At 67.9% G+C, this 13,349-nt stretch carries 11 protein-coding genes and 1 pseudogene; 3 read left to right on the forward strand and 9 right to left on the reverse strand.

From position 1 onward, the window contains the following. Positions 1 to 112: 112 nt before the first annotated feature. The 5 genes from dapE to map form a co-directional block, all read right to left on the reverse strand. Complete coding sequence (gene dapE / locus ACTOWK_RS02235; protein ID WP_441328564.1) at positions 113 to 1,282, reverse strand: succinyl-diaminopimelate desuccinylase; 1,170 nt, start codon at positions 1,280 to 1,282, stop codon at positions 113 to 115. Beyond that, on the reverse strand, positions 1,279 to 1,638 hold the full coding sequence (locus ACTOWK_RS02240) for a Spx/MgsR family RNA polymerase-binding regulatory protein (RefSeq protein ID WP_031370445.1): 360 nt from the start codon (positions 1,636 to 1,638) through the stop codon (positions 1,279 to 1,281). The genes dapE and ACTOWK_RS02240 overlap by 4 nt, the downstream gene beginning before the upstream one ends. A 112-nt stretch (positions 1,639 to 1,750) precedes the next feature. Next, positions 1,751 to 2,665 (reverse strand): 2,3,4,5-tetrahydropyridine-2,6-dicarboxylate N-succinyltransferase, encoded by a 915-nt coding sequence (gene dapD, locus ACTOWK_RS02245; protein ID WP_408953781.1) that lies wholly within the window; start codon positions 2,663 to 2,665, stop codon positions 1,751 to 1,753. After that, positions 2,641 to 5,322 carry a [protein-PII] uridylyltransferase gene (gene glnD / locus ACTOWK_RS02250; RefSeq protein ID WP_441328565.1) on the reverse strand — a complete coding sequence of 894 codons (2,682 nt, stop codon included), beginning with the start codon at positions 5,320 to 5,322 and terminating at the stop codon, positions 2,641 to 2,643. The genes dapD and glnD overlap by 25 nt, the downstream gene beginning before the upstream one ends. After that, positions 5,319 to 6,095, reverse strand: coding sequence for a type I methionyl aminopeptidase (gene map, locus ACTOWK_RS02255; RefSeq protein ID WP_057917488.1), 777 nt, complete (start codon positions 6,093 to 6,095; stop codon positions 5,319 to 5,321). Before map ends, glnD begins: the two co-directional genes overlap by 4 nt. Positions 6,096 to 6,773: 678 nt before the next feature. On the opposite strand from map, the gene rpsB reads away from it, so the two are divergent. Both rpsB and tsf read left to right on the forward strand, forming a co-directional pair. Next, complete coding sequence (gene rpsB, locus ACTOWK_RS02260) at positions 6,774 to 7,631, forward strand: 30S ribosomal protein S2 (RefSeq protein ID WP_441328566.1); 858 nt, start codon at positions 6,774 to 6,776, stop codon at positions 7,629 to 7,631. A gap of 158 nt (positions 7,632 to 7,789) precedes the next feature. Then, on the forward strand, positions 7,790 to 8,671 hold the full coding sequence (tsf, locus tag ACTOWK_RS02265) for a translation elongation factor Ts (protein ID WP_031370437.1): 882 nt from the start codon (positions 7,790 to 7,792) through the stop codon (positions 8,669 to 8,671). Between the two features lie 382 nt (positions 8,672 to 9,053). Here tsf and ACTOWK_RS02270 read toward each other — a convergent pair whose 3' ends face one another. Together ACTOWK_RS02270 and ACTOWK_RS02275 are read right to left on the reverse strand one after the other, a co-directional pair. Continuing rightward, positions 9,054 to 9,281 carry a hypothetical protein gene (locus ACTOWK_RS02270; protein ID WP_031370436.1) on the reverse strand — a complete coding sequence of 76 codons (228 nt, stop codon included), beginning with the start codon at positions 9,279 to 9,281 and terminating at the stop codon, positions 9,054 to 9,056. A 183-nt stretch (positions 9,282 to 9,464) separates the two neighbouring features. Further along, positions 9,465 to 10,157 carry an AIM24 family protein gene (locus tag ACTOWK_RS02275; RefSeq protein ID WP_441328567.1) on the reverse strand — a complete coding sequence of 231 codons (693 nt, stop codon included), beginning with the start codon at positions 10,155 to 10,157 and terminating at the stop codon, positions 9,465 to 9,467. Between the two features lie 248 nt (positions 10,158 to 10,405). On the opposite strand from ACTOWK_RS02275, the gene pyrH reads away from it, so the two are divergent. Continuing rightward, positions 10,406 to 11,128: a UMP kinase gene (pyrH, locus tag ACTOWK_RS02280; protein ID WP_441328568.1), complete on the forward strand. Its 723-nt coding sequence runs from the start codon at positions 10,406 to 10,408 to the stop codon at positions 11,126 to 11,128. 850 nt (positions 11,129 to 11,978) lie between these two features. Here the strand turns inward: pyrH and ACTOWK_RS02285 are convergent. Both ACTOWK_RS02285 and ACTOWK_RS02290 read right to left on the reverse strand, forming a co-directional pair. Then, positions 11,979 to 12,960 (reverse strand): annotated as a pseudogene (locus ACTOWK_RS02285) (M56 family metallopeptidase); the annotation flags it as partial. 1 nt (position 12,961) lies between these two features. Further along, positions 12,962 to 13,348 carry a BlaI/MecI/CopY family transcriptional regulator gene (locus ACTOWK_RS02290; protein WP_441328569.1) on the reverse strand — a complete coding sequence of 129 codons (387 nt, stop codon included), beginning with the start codon at positions 13,346 to 13,348 and terminating at the stop codon, positions 12,962 to 12,964. Position 13,349 lies beyond the last annotated feature (1 nt).

A 13,349-nucleotide genomic window follows, 5' to 3' on the forward strand; every position in this document is an offset into this window, starting at 1 on the left:
CGCTCCTACCCCTGCGACACCGCTCCCGGGTAGGAGCGGCGCAAGCCGCGACCGCCATGCCCATGATCGCCGCGCCATCGCATGGCGGCGATGACGCTATGGCGACGCCGGCTTAGCGGCTTTCGACCAACAAGCGCTCGATCAACGTCCGATACAGATCCGGCAGCGCTTCAAGGTCGGAGACCAGGACGTTCTCGTCGACCTTGTGGATGCTGGCGTTGACCGGGCCGATCTCGATGCACTGCGCGCCCAGCGGCGCGATGAAACGCGCATCCGAGGTGCCGCCGCCGGTGCTTTCCTCGGGCACGCCGCCGGAGAACTGCGCCAGCACTTCGCGCGCCGCCGCGCGCAGCGGACCTTCCGGGGTATAGAACGGCTCGCCACCGCGGAACCAGCGCAATTCGTATTGCAGGCCGTGCGCGCGCAACACCTCTTCGCATTGCTGTTCCAGGCGTTCGGCATTCCAGCTCGGGTTGTAGCGCAGGTTGAACAGCACCTGCAGTTCGCCCGGGATCACGTTGTTGGCGCCGGTGCCGGCGTGGATATTGCTGATCTGCAGCGAGGTCGGCGGGAAGGTTTCGTAGCCTTCGTCCCAACGCCGCGCGGCGAGTTCGGACAAGGCCGGCATGGCCTGGTGGATCGGGTTGCGCGCCTTGTCCGGATAAGCGACGTGGCCTTGCACGCCGATCACCTTCAAGGTCGCCGACAAGGTGCCGCGACGGCCGACGCGCAGCAGGTCGCCGAGTTTGGCGGTCGACGAAGGCTCGCCGGTCACGCACCAATCGATGCGCTCGCCGCGTTCGCGAAAAATATCGGCGACACGACGCACGCCATCGATCGCATCGCCTTCTTCGTCCGAGGTCAGCAACAGAGCGACGCGCCCGCGATGCTGCGGATGCGCGGCGACGAAGTCCTCCAGCGCGACCACGAACGCGGCCACGCTGCCCTTCATGTCGGCGGCGCCGCGACCGTACAACACGCCGTCGCGGATCTCCGGCAGATAGGGATCGCTGGACCACGCATCGACCGGGCCCGAAGGCACCACGTCGGTATGGCCGAGCAGGACCAGGGTCGGGCCTTCGCCTTCGCCGTGCACCGCCCAGAGATTGTCGACCTCGCCATAGCGCAGGTGCTCGCAGACGAAACCGGCGCGACGCAGGCGTTCGGCGATCAGCGCCTGGCAACCGAGGTCGTCGGGCGTGACCGAGGGTCGTGCGATCAGGTCCAGCGTCAGATCCAGTACGGCACTCGACGAGGCCCCGCTCGACGAGGCCGCGCTCACGACCCGACCCCGAAGCGTTGCTTGAAGCCGTTGTCGCTGAAGCCCTGGCTGACCTTGCCGTCATCGGTCACCACCAGCGGGCGGCGGATCAGTTGCGGGTATTCCTTCAACAGCAACTTCCACTCCGCATCCGAGGCCGGCTCCTTGCGGTTCGGCGCCAAGGTGCGCCAGGTGGTCGAGGACTTGTTGATCAGCGACTCCCAGCCGCCGACCTGGTTCTTCCATTCGACCAGCGTTTCCGGCGCCTGCCGGTTATCGCGATAGTCGACGAAGGTGTGGGCGACGCCGAAGCGGTCCAGCCACTTGCGGGCCTTCTTGCAGGTGTCGCAGTTGTTGAGTCCGTAGAGCGTGGTCATTGCCGAAATCCTTTGAAACAGGAACCTGGAACTGGGAACCAGAAACCAGGAACTGGAAACGAGCCGCAGCCGGCGGCACTCGTTACTCGTTCCTCCCCACTCGTTCCTCGCCTCAGTCGGCCAGGCCGCGCAGCAAGTCGTTGATGCTGGTCTTGGAACGCGTCTTGGCGTCGACCTGCTTGACGATGACCGCGCAATACAGCGAGTGCGATCCGTCCTTGGCCGGCAGCTGGCCCGACACGACCACGCTGTACGGCGGCACGTGGCCGTAGCTGATCTCGCCGGTGGCGCGGTTGTAGACGCGGGTGCTCTGGCCGAGGAACACGCCCATGCCGATCACGCTGTGGTGGCCGACGACGAAGCCTTCGACCACTTCCGAACGCGCGCCGATGAAGCAATGGTCTTCAATGATGGTCGGCGAGGCCTGCAGCGGTTCGAGCACACCGCCGATGCCGGCGCCGCCGGACAGGTGGCAGTGCTTGCCGATCTGGGCGCAGGAACCGACCGTGGCCCAGGTGTCGACCATGGTGCCTTCGCCGACGTGGGCGCCGATGTTGACGAAGCTCGGCATCAGCACCACGTCCTTGCCGATGTAGGCGCCGCGGCGGGCGATCGCGCCGGGCACGACGCGCGCGCCGAGCTTGCGGAAATCCGCTTCGCCGTAGCCTTCGAAGCGCGCCGGCACCTTGTCCCAGAACGGCGCCGGATCGGCTTCGACGACCTGCATGTCGTTGACGCGGAAGTACAGCAGCACCGCCTTCTTCAGCCACTCGTTGACGCTCCAGCCGCCCTTGCCGTCGGGCTCGGCGACGCGGAACTCGCCCTGCTCCAGGCCGGCGATCACGCGTTCGACGGTGGGCCGGGTCGAACCTTCGATCTCGTCGGGCGTGAGCATGCTGCGGCGCTCGAAGGCGCTGTCGATCATGAACTTAAGCTCGTCGATGCCCGGCACTTCGTTGCTCTTCTTGCGTGCGGTCTTCTTGGCGGTCTTCTTGGCGGGGCTCATCGACTGTCTCCTTCGAGGCAGGCCAGCAGCGCGTCGCGCAGGGCCTGCTGTTGCGTTTCGTCGAGCGCGCGATCGCGCCCGTCGGTGATCTGGAATACGTCCTCGGCGCGTTCGCCGAAGGTGGCGATGCGCGCGTCGTACACGCGCAGGCGCTGTTTTCGCAAGGTCTGGGCGACGTCGGCCAGCAGGCCGGGGCGGTCGGTGCAGACCAGGCTCAAGGTGGTGCGCGCGCTCGCGGCTTCGTCCTTGTTGAACGAGGCGAACACGATCTGCGGGGCGATGCGGAAATGGCGCAGGTGCCGCGGTTGCGCGCGGCGCGCCGGCTTGATGCGTTCGAGCGGACCGGCCAGGGTCGACTCCAGGCGCCGTTCGACGTCCTCGGCGCTCGGCGGCTGGCGCGGATCGGTCGGCACCACTTCGAAGGTGTCGAAGATCGCGCCTTGCGGGCCGTCGAGCACGCGCGCCTGCTGGATCGCCAGGCCGAGCCGGTCGAGAGTGGCGACGATCGCGGCGAACAGGCCGTCGCGGTCGGGCGAATGCACGAACACTTCGAGCGCGCCGGCATGAGCGCCGCCGTGGGCGCTGACCGGCCGCGCGCGCACCCGGGTGTCGCCGAGCGCGATGCCGCGCAACGAGGCCGCCTGCCAGGCGATCTGGTCGGGGCGGCCGCGCTGGAAGGCGATCTCCGGCATGCGCGCGAACAAGGCGGCGATTTCCTCGTCGCGCGCGCCGAACGCGGCCAGCATGGCCTGCGCGGCTTCGCGGGTTTCGGCGGCGCGCTCGGCGCCGGCGACCGGGTGTTCGAGCCCGCGCCGCAAGGCCAGGCGGGTGGCGGTGTAGAGGTCGGCGAGCAGGCGGTCCTTCCAGGCGTTCCACAGCTTCGGCGAGGTACCGGCGATGTCGGCGCAGGTCAACAGATACAGATGATCCAGGTGTTCGCGATCGGCGACCTTGGTGGCGAAGCGATGGATCACCTCGGGGTCGGCGATGTCCTGCTTCTGCGCGGTCACCGACATCAACAGATGCTGGCGCACCAGCCATTCGACCAGGGCGGTGTCGGACTCGCTCAGGCCCATGGTCGAACAAAACACCCGCGCATCGTCGCCGCCGAGTTCGGAATGATCGCCGCCGCGGCCCTTGGCGATGTCGTGGAACAGGCCGGCGAGCAGCAACAGCTCCGGCTTGCGCAGGCGCGGCCAGACTTCGTGGGCGATGCTGAAGCGTTCGTCGGCCACGCCCGAGGCGAAGCGCGCGAGATTGCGCAGCACCGCCAGGGTGTGCTGGTCGACCGTGTAGACATGGAACAGGTCGAACTGCATGCGCCCGGAAACTTTCGAGAACGCCGGAATCCAACGCCCGAGTACGCCGAGGCGCGCCATGCGTTCGAGCGCGTGCACCGGGTGCGGGCCGCGCAGGATCTTGATGAAACGTTCGCGCAACGCCGGCTCGGCCTGGACGAAGCTCGGCACCTGCGACAGCGCCTCGGCCAGCGCGCGCGCAGTCTGCGAATGCAGACCGCGGATCTCGTCGTGCGCGGCCCAGGCCGCGAACAGGGCGAACACTTCGGAAGCATCGCGCGGCCATTCGGCGTCGCGGGCGGCAATGTAGTCGCGACGCAACTCGAAGGCCTCGAACACGCCGTCCAGCGGCACCGGCACGGCTTCGCCTTCGATTTGTTCCTCGAAGCGTTGCAGCAGGCGCTCGCCGATGCGCAGCACCAGGGCGGCGCTGCGATAAAAGCCTTGCATCATCTGCTCGACGGCGAGGTTGTCGGCGTTGTCGACATGGCCCAGGCGTTCGGCGAGCAGTTTCTGGTAATCGAAACGCAGCCGCTCTTCGCGTTTGCGCGCGACCAGGTGCAGCCCGAATCGCAAACGCGACAAGATGCGGCGCTCGCGCTCCAAGGTCGTCAGCTCATCCGGCCCGAGTTGGCCGATCGACACCAGCGATTCCAGGTCGGAAGTGCCGATGATCCGCAGCGCCATCCAGTGCAGGGTCTGCACGTCGCGCATGCCGCCCGGACCTTCCTTGAGATTGGGCTCGAGGTTGTCGGCGGTGTCGCCGTAGCGGGCATGGCGCAAGCGCAGCTCTTCGCGCTTGGCGATGAAGAATTCGCGCGCCGGCCACACCTGCGACGGCGAGATCGCCGCCTGCAGCGCCATCTGCGCGACCGCGCCGGCGGCGAGCGGGCGCGCTTCCAACATCGCGGTCAATACGCTGAGGTCGGCTGCGGCTTCGGTGCATTGCTCGGCCGAGCGCACGGCATGGCCGACCGGCAGGCCGGCGTCCCACAGCGAGGCGAAGAAGCAGCCGAGTTGTTCGGCCTGCGCGGTCTGCGCCTGCGAATCGGCGAGCACCAGCAGGTCGATGTCCGACTGCGGAAACAATTCGCCGCGGCCGTAGCCACCGACCGCGAACAAGGCCAGCGGCGCGGCCTCGTCGATGCAGGCCTGCCAAGCCGCGCGCACCTGCGCATCGACCGCGTCGGTGCGTGCGCGCAGCAGGCGGTCGATGTCGGCATCGGGGCCGTTGTCGAAGCGCTGCGCGAGCGCGGCGTCGACCGCGCTCAGGGCGGCGCGGATCGCCGCCGGGCTGCCGGGTGTGGGAGCCGCGGCGGGCGTCGCCGACCGATCGGCCAATGGTTCGTCAGGCCGATCGCCGGCGACGGGGCCGGTCATAGGTCGTTGTCGTCGCCCGGCACGCGGGTCAGGATTTCGACGCCGTCCTCGGTCACCGCGACGGTGTGCTCCCACTGCGCCGACAACTTGCGATCCTTGGTCACCACGGTCCAGCCGTCCGGCAGGGTCTTATGGCGATAGGTGCCTTCGTTGATCATCGGCTCGATGGTGAAGGTCATGCCGGGCACGAGCTTGACGCCCTCGCCGGGACGGCCGTGGTGCAGCACCTGCGGGTCTTCGTGGTAGACGCGGCCGATGCCGTGGCCGCAGTAGTCCCGCACCACGCTGAAGCGCTCGGCTTCGGCATAGGTCTGGATGGCGTGGCCGATGTCGCCGAGGGTGATGCCGGGCCGGACCAGGCGAATGCCGCGGAACATCGCTTCGCGGGTCACGTCGACCAGGCGCTTGGCCATGACCGAGGGCGTGCCGACGTAATACATGCGGCTGGTGTCGCCGTGCCAGCCGTCCTTGATCACGGTGACGTCGATGTTGACGATGTCGCCGTCCTTGAGGATCTTGCTGTCGCTCGGGATGCCGTGGCAGATCACGTTGTTGACCGAGGTGCACACGGTCTTCGGAAAGCCTTTGTAGCCGACGTTGGCCGGAATCGCTTTCTGCACGTTGACGATGTGCTCGTTGCAGATGCGGTCCAGCTCGCCGGTGCTGACGCCCGGCTTCACGTACGGAGCGACGATCTGCAGCACCTCGGCGGCCAGGCGGCCGGCGACGCGCATCTTCTCGATGTCTTCGGGTGTCTTGATGGAAATAGCCATGCCGGCATTATCGCTTAATCGGGGCCGCCCATCACGCATCGCGGGCCTCGCCGGCGCGATGCTGCGTGCCATCGCCGGTGCAGTCGCAGCGCGGGTCCCGAGAGTGGACCGTGCGGCCCAGGACGGCGCCGACACTCGCGCTCAAGAACGACGTTCGGGACCCTGCAGGCCTGGTGACAAAGTCGGGGCCAGTGGGCCCTGCCGCGCGACCAAGCTGGGTTCGCCCCCGGCCGGCCCGACGAACGGTCTCAGCCCGCGGCGAGATCCTGAGCCGGCGAGCAGGAACTCGGCCCGGACGGCCGAATCCGTGGCCAACGGGGCCTAGAGCCACCGGTCCCGGCCCCGAAGCCGCCCGCACCAGCCCCTCGACTTGCCCCAAGCCCCCGTCCCCGTTACACTTTCGCGGCTCAGCGACCGGACCGATCTTGCTTCACCGGACCGATCTTGCTTCACCGGACCGAATCGCGCCGCCCACGTCGGGCGTCACCGACGAATACACACCTGCCGCCACAGCCCGTGCCGGGGTGCCTGGGAACCGATCGCAAGCTCGGCTCCACGGGTTCGGACACGGAAGCGACAGGGAGGCCCAACCCCGGAACCTTCGCTGCGGACCTGCGTCCGCGGCCAGCCGCCATCACTCAACCGGCGGTCGGTTCCCTTGCCTTCGGAGTTATCGCAATGCCTCAGATCACCATGCGTCAGATGCTGGAAGCCGGCGTCCATTTCGGCCACCAGACGCGCTACTGGAATCCCAAGATGGGCCCGTACATCTTCGGCGCCCGCGGCAAGATCCACATCATCAACCTCGAGAAGACCGTTCCGCTGTTCAACGACGCGATGAACTTCATCTCGGGCATCGCCCAGAAGCGCGGCACCATCCTGTTCATCGGCACCAAGCGTTCGGCGCGCGATTCGATCAAGGAAGAAGCCCAGCGCTGCAACATGCCGTACATGACCCAGCGCTGGCTGGGCGGCACGCTGACCAACTTCCGCACCGTCAAGCAGTCGGTCTCGCGCCTGAAGGAACTGGAAGCCGGCGAAACCGACGGCACCTTCCAGAAGATGGTCAAGCACGAAGTGCTGGGCCTGCGCCGCGAGCGCGACAAGCTGGAAGCCTCGCTGGGCGGCATCAAGGACATGAACCGTCTGCCCGACGCGCTGTTCGTGATCGACATCGGCCATGAAGACATCGCGATCAAGGAAGCCAAGAAGCTCGGCATCCCGGTCATCGCCGTCGTCGACACCAACTACGACCCGGCCCTGGTCGACTACGCCATCCCGGGCAACGACGACGCCATTCGCGCCGTGCAGCTGTATGCCCGCGCCGCCGCCGACGCCGTGCTCGAAGGCAAGGCCGCCGCGCCGCAGGTCGGCAACGTCCGCGAAGAGGACTTCGCCGAAGCCGAAGGCGAAGGCGCCACGAAGGACGACCGCAAGTCCGCTCCGCGCGGCCGCGCACCGGCCAAGAAGGGCCCGGCTCCGGCTGCCGCCCCGGCCGCGAAGAAGGCCGACGGCGAAGCGCCGGCTGCCGAGTAAGCGTCATGTAATGCAGCCGCGCGACACTGCGCGGCTGCACTTGCCCGTATCCGCTCCGGGTAGCAGCGGCGTAAGCCGCGATGCCTCGCTGCACTCAGCGATGAAACGCGGCTTACGCCGCTCCTGCCCGGACTTTATCGAACACCCGAGGTAACCCCATGGCTGAAATTTCCGCTTCCCTGGTCAAGGAACTCCGCGAGCGCACCGGCGCCGGCATGATGGAGTGCAAGAAGGCGCTCGTCGAAAACAACGGCGACATCGACGCCGCGGCCGAATGGCTGCGCAAGTCGGGCCTGGCCAAGGCCGACAAGAAGGCCGGCCGCGTCGCTGCCGAAGGCCGCATCGCGGTCGCCCAGGACGGCGGCAAGGCCGTGCTGGTCGAGATCAACTCCGAGACCGACTTCGTCGCCAAGGACGCCAACTTCCTGTCCTTCACCGAGACCGTGGCCCAGGCCGCGCTGAGCTCGGGCGCCGTCGACGCCGAGGCGCTGAAGGCGGTCAAGCTGGCTTCCGGCGAAACCGTCGAGGAAACCCGCGCCGCGGTCATCGCCAAGGTCGGCGAGAACCTGCAGGTGCGTCGCCTGATCCAGATCGACAGCGCCAACAACGTCGCGGCCTACGTCCACGGCGGCCGCATCGGCGTGCTGATCGAGCTCAAGGGCGGCGATGCCGACCTGGCCCGCGGCCTGGCCATGCACGTTGCCGCAATGAACCCGCCGCACATCAAGGCCAGCGACGTCCCGGCCGAGTTCGTGGCGAAGGAAAAGGAAATCGAACTGGCCAAGATGTCCGACAAGGACAAGTCCAAGCCGGCCGACATCCTGGAGAAGATCATCGGCGGCAAGATCGCCAAGATCGTCAACGAAGTCACCCTGTACGGCCAGCCCTACGTGCTGAACACCGACCAGACCGTCGAGCAGGTGGTCAAGGCCGCCGGCGCCGACGTGGTCAGCATGCAGCGCATCGCCGTCGGCGAAGGCATCGAGAAGCAGGTCGACGACTTCGCCGCCGAAGTCATGAAGCAGGCCGGCCTGGCGTAAGCCGCCGCCGCTTCGACGCAGTACGGGAAAGGCCGCGGATTCCGCGGCCTTTTTCTTTGTTCGGGACTCGGGACTCGGGGTTCGGGGTTCGGGGTTCGGGGTTCGGGGTTCGGGGTTCGGGGTTCGGGGTTCGGGGTTCGGCAACAGCGTAAGCAGCACCCGTCGTTCCCGCGTAGGCGGGCTCCGCTTTACTTCGGCGAAGCCGAACACCCAGGGCTTTCGGGCGAGAACGCTTGAAGTCTCTGAGTTCCCGCCTTCGCGGGAACGACGAGCAAATATGGCGGGTCACCGGTCGCTTCGACGCAACAAAAAAGGCCGCGGAATCCGCGGCCTTTGCCTTAGCGACCGGGTCCGCAACCAGCGCGGACGCCGCGCCCTCGCCTCACTCGATCGGCGGGCAGGACTCGGCATAGTGCGAACTCTGCGAGATCACCACCCACTGACCGCCGGTGTAGCGGTACTTGGTCAGCACGATCTCGTAGGCCCAGCCCTGGTATTCGCAGGTGGTCTCGGTGCGGAACGAACCCTCGGCCGGATCGGCCTGGGCGACCGGCAGGAACAGCAACAGGCCCGACAGGCCCAACGCGCACACGGTATTCCGAAACGTCATGGCAACCCCTCCTGGGTTAGGCGAACCGATTCGCCGAGCCGATCATAGTCCGGCCGCGTCCGGGTCCCTGCGACACCTGTCAGATTCCCCGCCCCGACGCGACACGGCCGCGATTTCTCGCGGCCGTGCGCTTACCGACGACGCTGTGACGGTCGCGACACCGGACCCCGGCGCCGCGGCGGCTCAGCCGGCCTGCTGGAAATACACCTCTTCGTACGGCTGCACGACCACCCAGCCGGTGCCGGCGAACTTGAGCTGCACGCTCTCGCCCGAGCCGCGGCCGAACAGAGTGCCCAGGGAGATGTCGGTGACGATGTCCGGGCTGAGGCCGCCCGACCAGGCGACGGTCGCGTTCGGGTCGGTGAACACCGGCTGGTCCGGGGTCACCGCCAAGGTCAGCGGTTCGTAATGCGAGGTGATCGCGACCACGCCGCTGCCGCTGAGTTTGATGTTGAACAGGCCGCCGGACATCATGCCCGAGACCTTGCGCATCATCTTGATGTCGGCGGCGATGCCGTCCTCATAGGCCAGCACGTCGTTGCCGTTGACGTAGATCGACTCGCCGCCCAGGCGCAGCAGGGTGATCTTCTTGCCGGCATCGGCGATGTAGACCCGGCCCTTGCCTTCCATCTTCATCAGCTGCGTGCCTTCGCCGCTGATCGCCTTCTTGAGCAGATTGCCCAGACCCTGCTCCAGCACGCCCTGGCGCACGAACTTGACGCCGCCGCGGTACGCGACCATCGAGCCGGCCTTGGCCCAGACCCGGCCGTCGAGCTTGACTTCGAGCAGGTGCGAGCTTTCCAGCTCGAACACGTCCTGGCTGAGGTCCTTCTGCTTCGAAGCTTCGACGAATTCGTTGAGGTTCTTGATCGACACTTCCATCTCCTTGGGTGGTGCGCGGCGCGTGCCGGGACGGCACGGGCGCGATACGGCGGTTCCAATCTGGACCGGCGGCGGGATCATAAGGGATCGCCGTGTCGGAACGCGGGCGGACGGCGCGACGCGCCCGCTACGAGTGCGGCCGGCAAAGCCTTCGCGGCCGCCGGAGGCCTGTTTGCGCACGACCTGGGGTGGGCGCTTGAGCTACAATTCGGCCGCTGCCCGCCTCCCCCCGAGAATGCCCCATGTCCCAGCTCGCCTATCGCCGTGTCCTGTTGAAACTTTCCGGCGAGGCGTTGATGGGGGACGAGGACTACGGCATCGATCCCAAGGTCATCGGCCGCCTCGCCCGCGAAGTCATCGAAGTCCAGCAGGCCGGTGCGGAAATCGCGCTGGTGATCGGCGGCGGCAACATCTTCCGCGGCGCCGGCCTCGCCGCCGGCGGCATGGACCGGGTCACCGGCGACCAGATGGGCATGCTCGCCACCGTCATCAACGCCCTGGCGATGCAGGATTCACTCGAGAAGCTCGGCGCCAAGGTGCGGGTGATGAGCGCGATCAAGATCAACGACGTCTGCGAGGACTACATCCGCCGCCGCGCGATTCGTCATCTGGAAAAAGGCCGCCTGGCGATCTTCGCCGCGGGCGTCGGCAGCCCGTTCTTCACCACCGACTCGGGCGCCGCCCTGCGCGCGATCGAGATCGGCGCCGACCTGTTGCTGAAGGCGACCAAGGTCGACGGCGTGTACGACAAGGACCCGAAGAAGCACGGCGACGCGGTGCGCTTCGACAAGCTCACCTACGACGACGTCATCACCCGCGATCTGCAGGTCATGGACACCGCGGCGTTCGCGCTGTGCCGCGACAGCGAACTGCCGCTGCGCATCTTCGACATGGGCCAGCCCGGCGTGCTGTTGAAGATCCTGCGCGGCGAGAACATCGGCACCCTGGTCAAGGGCCGCAACTAAGCCCTACCGCGATTCGCTGCAACGGCCGCGACAGCCGCAACAACCGCAACGGCCGCCCTCGGGCGGCCGTTTTCATTTCGACGCGGCCGTTTGCATTTCGACGCAGCCGTTTGCATTTAAGGCGGCCGTTTACATATCGGCCGGCCATCTCGTTTCAGGCCGGCCAACGGCGGCCCGAGCGCGGTACGCGATCAGCCTTCCTCACCCAGTTCGCGGGTGGCATCGGCCGCCTCGCGCGCGACCTCGGCGGCGGCGCGCGTCGCCTCGGCGGCCTGGCGCAGCGCCAACTCGGCGCTACGCTGGGCCTGCACACCGACCTGCTCGGCCGCGCCTTGTTCGCGCACCGCATCGCGCGCCTGCACCCGGGCCTGGACGGCATCGCCTTGGGCCTGCGCCCGCGCCCGCTCGGCCTCACGCCGGGCCTTCTCCGCCTCGCGCCGGCCTTCTTCGGCCGCGCGCTGGCCCTCCTCGGCCGCACGACGCCCCTCCTCTGCTGCGCGCGCTCCCGCAGCGACCGCCACGGCGGCCTCGCGCGTGGCCTGTTCGGCGGCAATCGCGGCCTGGCGCGAGTCGCGCATGCGCTGGCGCAGCCGGTCGCGCGTCGCCGGGTCGGTCACCTCCTGGTAGCCGCCAGCAGCGTCGATGCGGTAGTAACGGTCGCCGCGCACCGCCCAGCGCTGCGGCGCGCCGCCGCCGAGTTCGGTGATATGGGTTTCGCCGTCGTCGCCGCGGTCTATCGTCGATACGGTGCGCGACGGCGTGTCGGCGGCGGCGATCCGGTACGGCGCGAGGCCGAACAGCACGACCGCGGCGGCCAGGCTCAGGGCGAGCGCGCGGGAGGCAGGAGCAGCGTCTTGCAGCATGGTCAATCTCCTCTTGAGGATCAGATAAGTGGGCGAGGCGCTGGCGAGCCCGGCCTGCGGGCGCGGCGCCACGCCCAGGCGCAACAGCAGGCGGCCGTAGTCCTGTGGCGTGTAACGGCGGCTGTCGAGCACTGCCGCATCGCAGGCGGCCTCGCGCGCAAGCGAGTACTCGCGCGCGACCAGGTGGGCGAGCGGATGGAAGAAGAACAACTGCTGGGCCAGTGCCGGAACCCAGCCCCACCACAGGTCGCGACGGCGCAGATGGGTCAGCTCGTGGTGCAGGGCCATGTCGAGTTCGCCCGCGCTCATCGAGGCGATGCGGTGTTGCGGCAGCAGCACCACCGCGGGCCACGGGCCGAGCAGTTGCGGCGAGTCGATCTCCGCCGACAGCCGCAGCTCGGGCAAACGCTGCAGACCGAGGTTGTCGCCGAGGCGGCGATAGGCCTGCGCCACCGGCAGCGGCACGTGCGCCGAGGAACGCGCGATGCGACGGCGCGTGTCGAGGTAAGCGCGCAGGTTCACCGTGACGACGGCACTGAGACCCAACAACCAGATCCCGGCCAACAATGAAGTCCACGACGGCCAGAACTCGAGGAGCGCAGCGTCGGCCCGCGACGTCGCCGAGGCATCGACGCTCGCGATCGCAAACGGCAGCCGCGCCGACGCAGGCAGCGACGGCAACGAGGCCAAGCCTGCCGGCGCATCGGCGATCAGGCCGCTGAAAGATTCCGGCAGCAGCGGCAGCACCAACGGCGTCGGCCACAACACGCCGATCAGCAACTGCAGCGCCGCCAGCCACCACAGCCAGCAGCGCGCCGAAGCGCTCAGGCGCGGCAGATAACGGCACAACGCCCATACCGCAGCGACCAGCAGCAAAGACTGCAGGCTGGCCGCGGCCAGGCGCGGCAACAGCGTGTCGGCGATGAAGGACAGATTCATCGAGGGCAGACTCATCAATGGCTGGCTCATCTCAGCCCTCCTTGCGGCGCGACTGCAGGTCGGCGACCAGGCTTTCGAGTTCGGCCAGTTCGTCGTCGCTGACCTCGGTGCGCTGCGACATCCAGGCCACGAACGGCGACAGCGAACCCTGCAGGGTGTTGGCGACGAACTTGCCGACCGCCGAGCGCATCACGTCGTCGGGCGCGGTCGCGCTGGCGTAGCGGTATACGCCGCCGTGCTTGCGCCGGCGCAGATACGACTTCGCGCGCAGGCGCTCCATCATCGTCAGCACGGTCGAACGCGCCAGCCCGCGCGGTTCGCCGTAGCCGGCGGCGACTTCGCCGACCGAGGCGTCGCCGTTCTCGTCGATGTACTGCAGCAACGCCAGTTCCTGGTCGCCGATGGATTTACGGTTCATG

It is taken from the genome of Lysobacter sp. CA196 (assembly GCF_052078695.1).
Taxonomy (GTDB): domain Bacteria; phylum Pseudomonadota; class Gammaproteobacteria; order Xanthomonadales; family Xanthomonadaceae; genus Lysobacter.